The organism is Microbacterium sp. No. 7, assembly GCF_001314225.1.
Classification (GTDB): Bacteria; Actinomycetota; Actinomycetes; order Actinomycetales; family Microbacteriaceae; genus Microbacterium.
On the sequence record NZ_CP012697.1, the window covers coordinates 1778343 to 1791961 of the forward strand.

General features: G+C 73.2%; 11 protein-coding genes and 3 riboswitches. Of the genes, 4 read left to right on the top strand and 7 right to left on the bottom strand.

Translation table 11 applies throughout. The annotated features are described in order from the left end of the window. The first annotated feature begins 70 nt into the window (after positions 1-70). Positions 71-1933: an ABC transporter ATP-binding protein gene (locus AOA12_RS08110; protein WP_054686880.1), complete on the top strand. Its 1863-nt coding sequence runs from the start codon at positions 71-73 to the stop codon at positions 1931-1933. 36 nt (positions 1934-1969) lie between these two features. On the opposite strand, the gene AOA12_RS08115 is transcribed toward AOA12_RS08110, so the two are convergent. The 7 genes from AOA12_RS08115 to AOA12_RS08145 all read right to left on the bottom strand — a co-directional run bounded on the left by AOA12_RS08115 (position 1970) and on the right by AOA12_RS08145 (position 9842). Further along, positions 1970-2932 (bottom strand): glycosyltransferase family 2 protein, encoded by a 963-nt coding sequence (locus AOA12_RS08115; protein ID WP_054681836.1) that lies wholly within the window; start codon positions 2930-2932, stop codon positions 1970-1972. Between the two features lie 567 nt (positions 2933-3499). Next, positions 3500-4642 carry a cysteine desulfurase family protein gene (locus AOA12_RS08120; RefSeq protein ID WP_054681838.1) on the bottom strand — a complete coding sequence of 381 codons (1143 nt, stop codon included), beginning with the start codon at positions 4640-4642 and terminating at the stop codon, positions 3500-3502. Further along, the gene (gene nadC, locus AOA12_RS08125; protein ID WP_054681840.1) at positions 4642-5508 is read right to left on the bottom strand and encodes a carboxylating nicotinate-nucleotide diphosphorylase; all 867 of its coding nucleotides are present in this window, start codon (positions 5506-5508) and stop codon (positions 4642-4644) included. The genes AOA12_RS08120 and nadC overlap by 1 nt, the downstream gene beginning before the upstream one ends. Then, a complete protein-coding gene (gene nadB, locus AOA12_RS08130) occupies positions 5502-7157 on the bottom strand; it encodes an L-aspartate oxidase (protein ID WP_082406084.1) in 1656 nt (551 codons plus the stop codon). The genes nadC and nadB overlap by 7 nt, the downstream gene beginning before the upstream one ends. Continuing rightward, positions 7154-8464 (bottom strand): quinolinate synthase NadA, encoded by a 1311-nt coding sequence (gene nadA, locus AOA12_RS08135; protein ID WP_442922277.1) that lies wholly within the window; start codon positions 8462-8464, stop codon positions 7154-7156. The genes nadB and nadA overlap by 4 nt, the downstream gene beginning before the upstream one ends. A gap of 11 nt (positions 8465-8475) precedes the next feature. After that, on the bottom strand, positions 8476-9153 hold the full coding sequence (locus tag AOA12_RS08140; RefSeq protein ID WP_054681843.1) for an NUDIX hydrolase: 678 nt from the start codon (positions 9151-9153) through the stop codon (positions 8476-8478). A gap of 89 nt (positions 9154-9242) precedes the next feature. After that, positions 9243-9842: a TetR/AcrR family transcriptional regulator gene (locus tag AOA12_RS08145; RefSeq protein ID WP_054681845.1), complete on the bottom strand. Its 600-nt coding sequence runs from the start codon at positions 9840-9842 to the stop codon at positions 9243-9245. 142 nt (positions 9843-9984) lie between these two features. Further along, positions 9985-10074: riboswitch (glycine riboswitch) on the top strand. Positions 10075-10216: 142 nt separating this feature from the next. Between AOA12_RS08145 and AOA12_RS08150 the strand changes: the two genes are divergently transcribed. From AOA12_RS08150 to AOA12_RS08160, 3 genes are all read left to right on the top strand, one after another. Then, positions 10217-10978 (top strand): DUF5058 family protein, encoded by a 762-nt coding sequence (locus AOA12_RS08150; protein ID WP_054681847.1) that lies wholly within the window; start codon positions 10217-10219, stop codon positions 10976-10978. Between the two features lie 32 nt (positions 10979-11010). After that, positions 11011-11748 (top strand): hypothetical protein, encoded by a 738-nt coding sequence (locus AOA12_RS08155; RefSeq protein ID WP_054681850.1) that lies wholly within the window; start codon positions 11011-11013, stop codon positions 11746-11748. Between the two features lie 80 nt (positions 11749-11828). After that, the gene (locus AOA12_RS08160) at positions 11829-13286 is read left to right on the top strand and encodes an amidohydrolase (RefSeq protein ID WP_054681852.1); all 1458 of its coding nucleotides are present in this window, start codon (positions 11829-11831) and stop codon (positions 13284-13286) included. 95 nt (positions 13287-13381) lie between these two features. Next, positions 13382-13472: riboswitch (glycine riboswitch) on the top strand. Continuing rightward, positions 13473-13575: riboswitch (glycine riboswitch) on the top strand. The last annotated feature ends 44 nt before the right edge of the window (positions 13576-13619 follow it).

Genomic DNA, 13619 nt, shown 5'->3' on the forward strand with positions numbered 1-13619 from the left:
AGCGTAACCGACGGGGTTGACATCGTATTCCCGTCGCTTCTCCTAGGCTGGCGGGATGGCGATGGGCGGCATGGGCGGCGGTGGGGGTGGCGGACGCGGCAGCGGGTTCCGCCCGGTCGACGAGGAGGCGCAGCGTCGGCTCAACGCCGAGGCCCCGCGCATCGCGAGCCTCGGCCCGCGCGTGGTCGCGCTGTTCCGGCCCTACCGCTGGCGCATCCTGTTCACCGGCATCCTCGTCGTCGCGGGCGCCGCGATCGGGGTGGTCCCGCCGCTCATCGTGCAGCGCATCTTCGACGACGCGCTCTTCCCCGCGGGCGCCGCAGGCCCCGACCTGTCGCTGCTGGGCGTGCTCGTCTCGATCATGGTCGCGCTCTTCCTCGTCGCGGCCGGCCTCGGACTCGTGCAGACGTGGCTGACCGCGACCGTCGGCAACGCCGTCACCGGCGACCTGCGCGTGCGCCTGTTCGAGCACCTGCAGGCGATGGAGCTGAGCTTCTTCGCGCGCACGAAGACGGGCGTGATCCAGTCGCGCCTGCAGAACGACGTGGGCGGCGTCGCGGGCGTGCTCACCAACACCGTCGCGAGCATCCTCGGCAACACCGTGACGGTCGTCTCGGCGCTCGTCGCGATGGTGCTCATCGACTGGCGCCTGACGCTCATCGCCGTCGTGATCATGCCGGTGCTCGTGCTCGTGCAGCGTCGCGTGGGGCAGGTGCGCGCCCGCATCGCCGCGCAGACGCAGGAGTCGCTGTCGGAGCTGACGTCGATCACGCAGGAGACGCTCTCGGTCAGCGGCATCCTGCTGTCCAAGTCGTTCAACCGGCAGCGCACGGAGTCGGAGCGCTACCGCGTCGAGAACGCGAAGCAGGTGCAGCTGCAGGTGCGCCGCGCCATGAGCGGCCAGGGCTTCTTCGCGGTCGTGCAGGTGATCATGTCGTCGGTGCCCGCGGTCATCTACCTCGTGGCGGGTCTGCTGATGGGCGCCGAGCCTGGGGCGATCACGGCGGGCGCGATCGTCGCGTTCACGACCGTGCAGGCGCGGCTGCTGCAGCCGCTCATCGGGCTCATGCGCGTGTCGCTCGACGTGCAGACCTCGCAGGCCGTGTTCGCCCGCATCTTCGAGTACCTCGACCTGGACCCCGCGATCGAGGACGCGCCGGATGCCACCGACGCCGCGCACGCGCCCGGACCGCGCGGCCGCATCGAGTTCCGCGACGTCGTCTTCCGCTATCCCGACGCCGCACCGGACTCGACGCCCACGCTCGACGGCGTCTCGTTCGTCGCCGAGCCCGGCCAGCACGTCGCGTTCGTCGGCGCCTCGGGCGCGGGCAAGACCACGATCCTCTACCTCGCGCCCCGGCTGTACGAGGCATCGCAGGGGACCGTGCTGTTCTCGGGCGCCGACGTGCGGACGCTCACGCAGGAGTCGATCATCGACGACGTCGGCATCGTGTCGCAGGAGACCTACCTGTTCCACGCGACGATCCGCGAGAACCTGCGCTACGCGCGGCCCGACGCCACGCAGGAGGAGATCGTCGCGGCGTGCACGGCGGCGAACATCCACCACGTGATCACGGGCTTCGAGCGGGGATACGACACCGTGGTGGGCGAACGGGGCTACCGCCTCTCCGGCGGCGAGAAGCAGCGCATCGCGATCGCCCGCGTGCTGCTGAAGGATCCGCCCGTGCTGCTGCTCGACGAGGCGACGAGCGCGCTCGACACCGTCTCGGAGCGCATCGTGCAGGAGGCGCTCGACAACGCCGCGCGCGGCCGCACGACCCTCACGATCGCGCACCGCCTGTCGACGATCTCGGGCGCCGACGTCATCCACGTGCTCGATCGCGGCCGCATCGTCGAGTCGGGCCGGCACGCCGAGCTGCTCGCGCGCGGCGGGCGGTACGCGGAGCTCGCGGCGCAGCAGCTGCCCGGCTGAGGGGGCGTGCGTCCGCGGTGCCTCGCGGGTGCGCGGCTACCAGAGGCGGGCGGCGGCGAGCAGGGGAGCGGATGCCGGGTCGAGCGCGATCGACTCCGTCTCGGCGCGCGCCCAGAGCGCACGCACGAACGCGCCGACCGTGCGGCGGTAGCCGGGGTCGGGGTGGTCGCGCGCGGTCCGCACGAGGGCGGGCGTGTCCATGTCGAGGATGAGCCGCACGCGCGCGCGGGCCGCCGCGCGATGCCCCGCCGCGTCGAGCACGGCGAGACCGCCCGTGAGGGCCGCGAGGTAGTCGCGCATGACGGCGGGCGAGCCGGTGCGCTGCGTGATGGAGGAGCCGTCGGCGCGCTCGCGCCACTGCACGATCACGTCGGGGATGACGTCGAACGCCCGCGCCGTCGTGTACATCCGCTGCGCGACGATCTGGTCCTCGTAGAGAGAGCCCTCGGGAAAGCGCAGGCCGCCGCGGCGCCAGAGCTCGATGCGGCTCGCCTTCGACCACGCGACGACGTTGCCCGACGCCGCCGGATGCTGCGCGAGCGTGACCCCGCGGCGCTCCGGATCGGTCGCCGCCGCGACCCAGGGCTGCACGGTGCCCGCCGTGTAGCCGCCCGCCGTGTCGGGCCGCAGGCGCACGTAGGCGCCGACGGCGAGATCGCTGCCCGACGCGTCGAGCGTGCCGATGAGCCGCTCCAGGGCGCGCGGCATGAGCACGTCGTCCGCGTCGAGGAAGCTGACGAACGGCGTGGTGACGAGGTCGAGGCCCGCGTTGCGCGCGGCGCCCAGTCCGCGCGGCGTCTCGTGGCGCACGAGGCGGAACCGCGGGTCGGCGGTCGCCTGCGCGAACAGCGCGGAGGTGGCATCCGTCGACCCGTCGTCGACGAGCACCGCCGTCCAGCGTTCCAGCGTCTGCGCCCGCAGCGAGTCGAGCGCCTCGGACGCATAGGGGGCGACGTCGCGGCCGGGAACGACGACGGTCACGACGGGAGGGCTGCTCACTCGCCCGATCGTACCGCCGCGGTCCCCGCGGCGGACGCGATGTGACGGCGGGGGACGCCGGCGTCGTGCCGTTCCCGGAGTCGTGGGCGCGCGTGGTCGCTTGGAGCGACGGGATGCCGCCACAAGCGCCCACGATCTCGACGTGCCTCGGAACGCCGGGCGCGGACGGCACGCGAAGGGGCGGATCCGAGGCCGCGCCCGCCGGTGTGTGCGGATGGAGGGGGATGCGGGCCGGCGGTCCGTTACACGGGTTTCGATACGCCGCCTCCGGCGGCTACTCAACCAGCGGGGGTAGACGGGGGTGCGTTTCGTCCCGCTGGTCGAGTGCTCGCGGCGAAGCCGCGAGTGTATCGAGACCCTTCCCGCGGTGTGTTACGCGGGTTTCGATACGCCGCCTGCGGCGGCTACTCAACCAGCGGGGGTGAGTCGGGCGGGCCGGGGCGCCTGGCCCCGCTGGTCGAGTGCTCGCGGCGGAGCCGCGAGTGTATCGAGACCCTTCCCGCGGACCGTGACATGGGTTTCGATACGCCGCCCGTGGCCGCTGCTCAACCAGCGGGGGTGGAGGGGCTATCCGCCGGCGTGCACGGCGGCGACGCTGGCGGCGACGGCGTCGGCGACGAGCGGGAGATCGTCGGGCGCGGCGTGGCCCAGGGTGAACCGCACGGCGGTCTGGGCGATCTCGGGGGCGATGCCGCAGGCGAGGAGCACGTGCGACGGCTCATCGCTGCCCGCGGCGCACGCCGATCCGCTCGACGACACGACGCCGCGCCGCTCGAGCTCGAGCAGCACCGCCTCGCCCGAGACGCCGGGGAAGACGAAGCTGGCCGTGCCGGGCAGCCGATGCACGGGATCGCCCGTGAGCCGCGCCTCGGGCACCCGCTCGAGCACGCGGCCGATCAGCGCGCGGCACAGCGCGCCCACGCGTGCTGCCGACTCCTCCCGCTCGCGCTCGGCGAGCTCGAGCGCCGTCGCGAAGCCGACGGCGCCTGCGACGTTCTCGGTGCCGCTGCGCCGGTCGCGCTCCTGCCCGCCGCCGTGCAGCAGGGGCTCGAGGGGGATGCGGCCCCGGATCGCGAGGATGCCGGTGCCCTGCGGCGCGCCGACCTTGTGACCCGCGACGGCGATCGCGTCGGCGCCCGTGCCGGCGAGCGGCAGCCAGCCGGCGGCCTGCACGGCGTCGAGGTGCAGGGGCACCCGTGCCGCTCGCGTGACGGCGGCGATCCCGCCGACGGGCTGCACCGTGCCGATCTCGTTGTTGGCGTAGCCGATCGCGACGATCGCGGTGTCCTCGCGCAGGGCGCCCGCGATGTCGTCCGGATCGACGATGCCCGTGGACGAGACGGGCACGTGCGTGATCTCGGCGCCGTGCACGCGGCGCAGGTGGTCGCACGAGGCGAGCACCGACTCGTGCTCGATGGGGGTCGTCACGACGTGCACGGGCGCGCCGCGCGCGATCGTGCGGGCGACGGCGACGCCCTTGATCGCGAGGTTGTTCGCCTCGGTGCCGCCCGAGGTGAACAGGATGTCGCCCGCGCGCATCCCGACGATCGCGGCGACCCGCGCGCGGGCGTCGGCGAGGGCCGCGGCGGCGCGCTCGCCGACGGTGTGATGGCTCGACGGATTGCCGAACCGCTCGCGCAGGTACGGCAGCATCGCCTCGACCACCTCGTCGCGCACCGGCGTCGTCGCGGCGTGGTCGAGGTACAGCATCAGCGGGCCCCGCCCGGATCGATCTCGATGTCGAGCCCCAGGTCGAGGGCCCGGGCCGAGTGCGTGAGGGCGCCGACCGAGACCACGTCGACGCCGGTCTCGGCGATCGCGCGCACGGTGTCGAGGCTCACGCCGCCCGATGCCTCCACGACCGCGCGGCCCGCGACCTGCGCGACGCCCGTGCGCAGGTCGTCGAGCGAGAAGTTGTCGAGCATGATGACGTCGATGCCCGCCGCGAGCACCGGCTCGATCTGGTCGAGCCGGTCGACCTCCACCTCGACGGCCGTCGTGTGCGGCAGCCGCGCGATCGCGGCGCGCAGCGCCTCGGTCACGCCGAGCCCGCCGGCGGTGAGCACGGCGAGGTGGTTGTCCTTCGCCATCACGGCGTCCGACAGCGAGAAGCGATGGTTGTGCCCGCCGCCGCTGCGCACGGCGTGCCGCTCGAACTGCCGCAGCCCCGGGGTGGTCTTGCGGGTGTCGGCGATGCGCGCGCCCGTGTGCGCGACCTCGGCGACGTACCGGGCGGTGAGGGTCGCGATGCCCGACATCCGCTGCACGAAGTTGAGCCCGATGCGCTCCGCGGTCAGCACGGCCTGCGCCGGGCCGGAGACCTCGGCGAGCGCGTCGCCGGGGGCGAAGACGTCGCCGTCGGCCGCCCGCAGACGCACGTCGACGGCCGGGTCGGTGAGCCGGAACGCGGCGGCGAACACCTCGCCGCCGCTGAACACGCCGGCCTCCCGCGCGATCAGGCGCGCCGTCGCCGCCGCCTCCTCCGGGATGAGCGCGGCACTGGTGAGATCGCCCCACGGGGCGTCCTCGTCGAGGGCCGCCTGCACGACGCGGTCGATGTGCGCCCGGCTCAGCACGCCGGCACCTCCGCCCGGCCGGTGGCCGGGACCGTCGTGCCCGAAATCCTTCGATCCGGTGCCGGAGAGGCCGGATCGCTGTCCGTCGCGACGTTCGCCGGCGGTTCTGGAGGAGTCTGGGCGTCCGATCGGAAGTGCGCCCCGACGGATGAGGGGCGGGCGCGGGCGGCATCCACCAGCGCCGCCGCGACGACCAGCAGGTTCTCGTCCTCCAGCTCCCGTTCGGTGCGCGGGGTGCGGGGGAGGGCGCGCCACGCGGCGAGCACGGCCGCGGCGCGCTCCAGGCCGGCGCCGTCGCGCACGAGACCCGCGTGCTGCCACATCAGCCGCTGCAGGGCGGCGCGCGTGAACGGCGGCGCGTCCGGGGCCGGCGCGGCTGCGGCCGGCACCGGCGCCCGCACGGAGCCCGCGACCGGCCACACGCCCGACGCCGCATCGCCCGCGATCGCCTCGCCCGCGCGCGCGCCGAACACGGCGCCCTCCAGCAGGGAGTTCGAGGCCAGCCGGTTCGCGCCGTGCACGCCCGTGCGCGCGACCTCGCCCACGGCGTAGAGGCCCGGCAGGCTCGTGCGGCCGTCGAGGTCCGCCGTCACCCCGCCCATGAGGTAGTGCGCGGCGGGCGTGACGGGGATCGGCTCGCGCGCCCAGTCGAGCCCGCGCTCGCGCACGGCCCGGTCGATCGTCGGGAAGCGGCGCGCGAGGAACGCGGCGCGCTCGGCGGGGTCGTCGGAGTGCAGGCGCGTCGCGTCGAGCAGCACGGGTCGTCCGTCCTGCGCCGCGATCCGCCGTGCGATCGCGCGGGCCACGACGTCGCGCGGGGCCAGCTCGCCGTCGGGATGCGCGTCGAACGCGAAGCGGCGGCCGTTCTCGTCGACGAGGGCCGCCCCCTCGCCGCGCACGGCCTCCGACACGAGGAACGCGTCGCCCTTCGCGATGATCGTGGGGTGGAACTGGAAGAACTCCAGGTCGCTCACGTCGGCGCCGGCCCGCAGGGCGGCGGCGATGCCGTCTCCGGTCGCGACCGGAGGGTTCGTCGAGTACGCGTAGAGCTCGCCGGCGCCGCCGGTGGCGAGCACCACGGCATCCGCCCGCCGCGTCTCACGGATGCCGGGGGAGCCGGGCCGCTCGCCGACGAGCAGCTCGACGCCGGTCACGCGGCCGCCGTCGACGACGAGATCGACGAGGAAGGCGTGCTCGACCACCTCGACGGCGCTCTCGCGCAGCCGCGCCACGAGCGCGCGCTCGATCTCGGTGCCGGTCGCGTCGCCGCCCGCGTGCAGGATGCGGGGGTACGAGTGCGCCGCCTCGAGTCCCTTCACGTAGGCGCCGTCGCCGTCGCGGTCGAAGCCCACGCCGAGCGCGACGAGCTCGCGGATGCGGTCGGGCCCCTCGTCCACCAGCACGCGCACCGCGGCCTCGTCGTTCAGCCCGGCGCCCGCCACGATCGTGTCGCGCACGTGGTCTTCGAGCCGGTCGTCGTCGAACATGACGCCCGCGATGCCGCCCTGCGCGAAGCGCGTGTTGGCGTGGTCGAGCACGTCCTTCGTGACCAGCGTGACGCGGCAGCCGCGTCGCACCGCGTGCAGCGCCGTCGTCAGCCCCGCGATCCCGGAGCCGACGACGACGACCTCTGCGGCTCCGGCGCTCACGGCCGTGCCGCCAGCATGCGCTCCAGCGCGAGGCGCGCGGGCTCCGCGACGTCGGCGGTCACGGCGATGCGGTTGTGCACCTCTCCGTCGACGAGTCCCTCGAGCACCCACGCGAGGTAGCCGGGGTGGATGCGGTACATCGTCGAGCACGGGCACACGACCGGGTCGAGGCAGAAGATCTCGTGCTGCGGGTACTGGGCGGCGAGGCGCTGCACGAGGTTGATCTCGGTGCCGATCGCGAACGTGGTCGGCTCGGTGGCCCCGTCGATCGCGCGCCGGATGTAGTCGGTCGAGCCCGACTCGTCGGCGGCGTCGACGACCGGCATGGGGCACTCGGGGTGCACGATCACGCGGACGCCCGGGTGGTCGGCGCGCGCCTGCGCGATCTGGTCGACCGTGAACCGGCGGTGCACCGAGCAGAACCCGTGCCACAGGATGACGCGGGAGTCGCGCAGCTCGTCCTCGGTCGAGCCGCCGAAGGGCTTGCGCGGGTTCCACATCGGCATCTGCTCCAGCGGCACGCCCATCGCCTTGGCGGTGTTGCGGCCCAGGTGCTGGTCGGGGAAGAACAGCACGCGGCGGCCGCGCGCGAACGCCCACTCCAGCACCGTGCGCGCGTTCGAGGAGGTGCACACGATGCCGCCGTGCCGGCCGACGAAGCCCTTGATCGCGGCCGAGGAGTTCATGTAGGTGACGGGGATGACGGGCACGAGGCCGTCGGCGTCCGCGGCATCCATGTCGCCGAAGACCTCCTCCAGCTGCTCCCAGCACTCCTCGACCTCGTCGATCGAGGCCATGTCGGCCATCGAGCAGCCCGCCGCGAGGTTGGGCAGGATGACCGCCTGGTCGGGGCCGGAGAGCAGGTCGGCCGTCTCGGCCATGAAGTGCACGCCGCAGAACACGATCGCCTCGGCGTCGGGGTGCTCCAGCGCCGCGTTCGCGAGCTGGAACGAGTCGCCCACGTAGTCGGCGTGCTGCACGACCTCGTCGCGCTGGTAGAAGTGGCCGAGCACGACGACCCGGTCGCCGAGGGTCTGCTTCGCCGCGCGGATGCGCTCGTGCAGCTCCTCGTCGCCGGCCTCGCGGTACGCGGCGGGCAGCTCGCCCTGCCGCGGCGCGCCGGTGGGGATCACGTCGCCCATCGAGGAGCCCGGGCCGTAGCCGGGCCGGGCGTCGAAGTCCCAGGGGCCGGCGGCGAGGTCGGTCGAGCACGTGCTTCCCTGCGCGCTGCCCGACACGATGGCCTGGATCGCGTGGTCGACGCTGGGGTCGACGGGGCGGGGCTGAATCGTCACGGAGGTACTCATGATCGGCTCCTTCAGGCCGGGAGCGGGCCGCGGTCGGCCAGCTCGACATCGTGGTTGTAGCGGTAGAGACGTGCGGGGCGGTGATTGCCCGTGCGGAACGACGGAGTGGGGATGAGGGTGCCCGAGCTCTCCACCTGCCGCCGGAAGTTGGGCGGGTCGAGGCGGCGGCCGAGGATGGCCTCGTAGACCTCGCGCAGGTCGGCGAGGGTGAACTCGTCGGGCAGGAAGCCGTGCGCGATGCGGCTGTAGCCGACCTTGTTGCGCAGGCGCCAGAGCGCGTAGTCGACGATCTGGTTGTGGTCGAAGGCGAGCAGCGGCAGCGCGGTCGCGTCGAACCATGCGGTGTTCTCGGGCGCCGCGGGCGCGTCGTCCTGGCGGACGAGCGCCCAGTACACGATCGAGACGACGCGGCTCGTGGACCGTCCGACGTCGCCGAAGGCGTACAGCTGCTCCAGGTAGCTCGGCTCGATGCCGGTCGTCTCGGCGAGGGTGCGGGATGCCGCGGCCTCGAGGTTCTCGTCGATCCCGAGCCATCCGCCGGGCAGCGCCCACAGGCCCTCGAAGGGGTCGCGCGTGCGGCGGACGAGGGGGAGGGCCACCTGCGACGTGTCGCCGATGCGGCGCAGCGTGAAGATCACCGTCGACACGGCGACGCGCACGTCGTCGGTGCGCCTGGTTTGTGTCTTCATGACCCTAACCTCCCGGGCACGATCTTAGTGTCATTGCGACCTGAAGTGCAACCGGGGTCGACGTCGTCGCGGCGGGGCCGCCGTGCGCCTCAGCCGGCCAGGTCGTACGGCAGGATCGTGATGAGCTCGCGGACGAGGTCCTCCGCGGTCAGGCCGTCGCCGTCGCGCAGCCACCACGAGATCACGCGCATGAGCCCGGCCGCGGCGAAGCGGGCGGTGACCTCCGCGTCGGCCTGGAGCGACGGTCGCGAGTGCAGCGCCCGCAGGACGTCGGCGACCAGGATGTCCTCGATCGTCCGGGCGAACTCGCTCCCGGGATCCTCCAGCCGCTCGCGCACGCCGGGCTGCTCGGCGAAGTGCCGGACGAGGTCGAGGATCGCCTCGGTGTTCACCGTGCGCCGCTCCCCGCCCGCCTGGATCAGCGTGCGGGCGCGCGCCGTCCGCGCCTCGGTGGACTCGGCCAGCGCCGCGAGGGCGAGGGCGTCGACGCTGCGGAAGTGGGCGTAGAACGACGACCGGGGGACGCCGGCGCGCCGCGAGACGGCCATGACCGTCGGCCATCCGCCGCCCGACTCCTCGACGAGCGCGCGGTAGGCGGCCGTCAGCCTCGTCCGCGTGCGCAGCACGCGCGGGTCGTCGTTGTCGATCCGGCGCGAGCGCAAGTCCTCTTGCTTGGCGGGGCTGCTCACGCGATCACGATAGCCGCGATGAGCGTTCATCCGTCCGAAACACCGGTGAGACCGACAGGAAATCGGACAGTGTCCATAATGTTCTCATGCACGACGACAACTGAAGATCGCACGGGCATCCCGGTTCGACCCGGGATGCGCGACACGGCTGCTGGGGAGAGTTCCGCGAACGCGGACGCCGAAGGGGCAAGTACCCGCAAATCTCTCAGGCATCAGGGACCCGCAGCCGTCAACTCTGGAGAGAGGCTCGGCGACGAGCCCGCCGAAGGGGAAAGCGCCGCACGCGGCGCGACGCTCTCAGGCACAAGGGACAGAACGGGCAGGCAGCATCGCGCCGCGGTCCGCGGAGCGTTTCCCTTTCCAGAGGAGCCCCCATGCCATCGTTCCCCCTCGCCCTCGATCCGGACTCGACGGATCTCGCCCCGATCGTCAACGCGCCGGTGCTGTGGCTGACGGTCGTCGCCGTGTTCGGCGTGATCATCGCGCAGAGCGTCATCTACTACGTCGCCGTGCGCAAGGCGGCCCCCGCCGTCGGGATGTCCCGCAAGGAGGTCGCCACCTCGTTCCGCGCCGGCGCCGTGGCATCCATCGGCCCGTCGCTCGCCGTCGCGCTCATCGCGCTCACGCTCATCACCGTCTTCGGGACCCCGGCGGCGCTCGTGCGCATCGGCCTCATCGGGTCGGCCGCCTTCGAGGTGGGCGGCGCGGCGATCTCCGCGAACGCGCAGGGGGCGGAGCTCGGCGGCGAGGGCTACACGCAGTCCGTCTTCGCCAGCGTGCTGCTCTCGCTGTCGCTCGCCGGAACGGTCTGGATGCTCGTGACGCTGATCGCGACGCCGCTGCTCAAACGGGGCGCGAACCGGCTCGAGGGCCGCACCGTCGGCCGGGCGGCCGGCGCCATGTCGATCATCCCCGGGGCGGCGCTGCTGGGCGCGTTCGCGACGCTCGGCATGCAGCAGGTCCAGCGCGGCCTCGGCGCGACGCTCGTCGTGGCGACGACGGCCGCCGTCATGGCCATCGCGCTGTGGATCGCCCGCCGCTTCTCGCAGAACTGGCTGCGGGAATGGGGCCTCGGCATCGCCGTCGTCATCGGCCTGGTCGTGGCCGTCCTCATCAACGCCGCCGGCATCGCCTGAGCGGCCCGCACATCACCCCCTGGAGCCGAACGATGTCCACCGAGACCCCGTCCCCTTCCCCCGCCGACGTCGACGCCGCCTGGAACAGGTTCGACAAGACCACGTCGCGCTGGGGCCGCATCACGATGATCCTCGCCCTGATCTCCATGGTCGGTGGCCCCGCTCTGCTGGCCGCGCAACTGGACGTGCCCGTCGCGGGCGTCGTCACCGGCGTCGTCGCCATCCTGGTCGCCTTCGGCATCGTCATGGCGATCGAGCCGCTGGCGTACTTCCCGATCCTCGGGTCCGCGAGCATGTACCAGGCGTTCATGATCGGCAACATCTCGAACAAGCTGCTGCCGGCCGCCGTCGTCGCGCAGTCGACGATCGGCGCCGAGCCGGGCACGAAGCGCGGGCAGTTCGCCTCGGTGCTCGCCATCTGCGGCGCCGCCGTCGTGCACCTGGCCTCGCTCGCGCTCTTCGTCGGCCTCCTCGGAAGCGTCATCTCGCGGGCCATTCCCGAGAACGTCGCCGTGAGCGTGCAGACCTACATCCTGCCCGCGATCATGGGCGCCGTCGTCGTGCAGGCCATCGCGAGCAGCCGGCAGCCGCGGGTCATCGCGATCGCCCTCGCGGTCGGCGCCGTCGTCACCTTCGTGCTCGCCCCGCTCGTGCCCGCCATCGGGCCCTTCGCGATCGCGCTCACGGTGGCCGCGACGATCCTGCTCGCCCTCTTCCTCCCCGGGGCGAGCAAGAAGCAGGACGCCGCCGCATCCTCGGATGCGCCGTGACCGCTCGCCCCGCCGCTCCGTCGGCCAAGCCCGTCCCATCAGGGACCCCCGCCCCATCAGAGAAGAGAAGGAAGAGAACGATGACGCAATCCACGAAAGCCCCCTCGGTGTCGGGCATCGGCCCGCTCATCGCCGAGCTGGCCCCCCGGTTCATCTGGCTCAGCGACGACGTCTGGGACCACCCGGAGCTGCGCTGGGAGGAGCACGCGTCCGTCGCGGCCCACATCGCCGCCGCCGAGGAGTTCGGCGCCCGCATCGAGCCGCAGGCCGGCGGTGTGCCCACGGCCTTCCGGGCGGAATGGGGCTCGGGCGGCCCCGTGATCGCCTTCCTCGGCGAGTACGACGCGCTCGCCGGACTGAGCCAGGCGGCCGGATCGGCCGTGCGCGAGCCCGACCCGCAGAACGTGGGAGGCGCCGGGCAGGGCTGCGGTCACAACCTGCTCGGTGCGGGAGCGCTGCTGGCCGCCGTCGCCACCGCCCGCCGCCTCGAAGAGCTGGGTCTGCCCGGCACGGTGCGCTACTACGGATGCCCCGCGGAGGAGGGCGCGGCGGGCAAGTCGTTCATGGTCGCGGGCGGCGCGTTCGACGGCATCGACGCGGCCGTCACGTGGCATCCGGCCGACGTGATGTCGACGAGCCAGGTGCGCCTGCTCGCCTACACGCAGGCGTACTTCCGGTTCACGGGGCTCGCCGCGCACGCCGCGGCCGTGCCGCACCTCGGGCGCAGCGCGCTCGACGCCGCCGAGCTGATGAACACCGGGGTCAACTACCTGCGCGAGCACATCCGCGACGACGAGCGGATCCACTACGCCTTCACGAACGCCGGCGGAACCTCGCCGAACGTCGTGCAGGCCTCCGCCGAGCTCTACTACATCGTGCGCTCGCCCACGGTCGCCGGCATGCGCACGCTGTACGACCGCGTCGTCCGCGTCGCGCACGGCGCCGCCTGGATGACCGAGACCGAGGTCGAGGTCGTCTTCGACGGGGCCAGCGCGCAGATCCTCCCCAACCGCGTGCTCGAGGAGGCGCTGCATCGCAACGTCGAGGTGCTCGGCGGCGTGCCCTTCGACGACGAGGACCAGGCCGCGGCCCGCGAGATCCAGGCGACGTTCCCGCCCGATGCCGTCGACTCCGTCTTCGCCGACCACGACCTGGAGAACGAGCCGCAGACGCTGTTCACCGGCGTCCTGCCGCTGGCCGATGAGCGTCGCCGGCTGCTGCTGCACGGCTCGAGCGACGTCGGAGACGTCAGCTGGACGGCGCCCACCGTCCAGATCTGGGGCGGCACGGCCGCGTGCGGCACGCCCATGCACTCCTGGCAGATGGTCGCCCAGGGCAAGAGCGCGTGGGCGCACAAGGGCATGGTGCACGCGGCGACGGCGATCGCCGCGACCGCGCTCGACCTCTTCACCGACGAGGGGCTGCTCGAGGCGGCCAAGGAGGAGTTCGCCGCGCTGACGGCGCGCACGCCCTACGACTGCCCCATTCCGGAGGGGACGGCCGTGCCTCCGCTGCGTCCCGGATACCGTCCGGCATGACGGGGCGACACGGCGGGCGTGCGCACGCCCGCGCCACCTCGGGCACCGCGCGGGCCGCCGCGCTGGTATGCTCGGCGGTACAACTGAACGACCACTCACCCGCCACGGGAGAACGCCGCCATCGCGCGGCTGCCGTAGGAGCAACTCCTCCCGGAATCTCTCAGGCCCACGTACCGTGGCGGCAGGTCACTCTGAAAAGCGGCGAGCCGGATGTCTCATCCGGCCTCGCCCGCCGACGGGGCAAGCGCTACGGCGCGGAAACTCTCAGGCCTATGACAGAGCGGGAGGAACTCACCGCATCCGCGTCGCGGATGCCTCACGAAGGAGTTCCTC

What these genes read in the sequence shown, in the direction of transcription:
- AOA12_RS08110 (WP_054686880.1), top strand. Translation starts at nt 71, where the DNA reads ATGGGCGGCGGTGGGGGTGGCGGACGCGGCAGCGGGTTCCGCCCGGTC.
- AOA12_RS08120 (WP_054681838.1), bottom strand. Translation starts at nt 4,642, where the DNA reads ATGCTGTACCTCGACCACGCCGCGACGACGCCGGTGCGCGACGAGGTG.
- nadA (WP_442922277.1), bottom strand. Translation starts at nt 8,464, where the DNA reads ATGAGTACCTCCGTGACGATTCAGCCCCGCCCCGTCGACCCCAGCGTC.
- AOA12_RS08140 (WP_054681843.1), bottom strand. Translation starts at nt 9,153, where the DNA reads ATGAAGACACAAACCAGGCGCACCGACGACGTGCGCGTCGCCGTGTCG.
- AOA12_RS08150 (WP_054681847.1), top strand. Translation starts at nt 10,217, where the DNA reads ATGCCATCGTTCCCCCTCGCCCTCGATCCGGACTCGACGGATCTCGCC.
- AOA12_RS08155 (WP_054681850.1), top strand. Translation starts at nt 11,011, where the DNA reads ATGTCCACCGAGACCCCGTCCCCTTCCCCCGCCGACGTCGACGCCGCC.
- AOA12_RS08160 (WP_054681852.1), top strand. Translation starts at nt 11,829, where the DNA reads ATGACGCAATCCACGAAAGCCCCCTCGGTGTCGGGCATCGGCCCGCTC.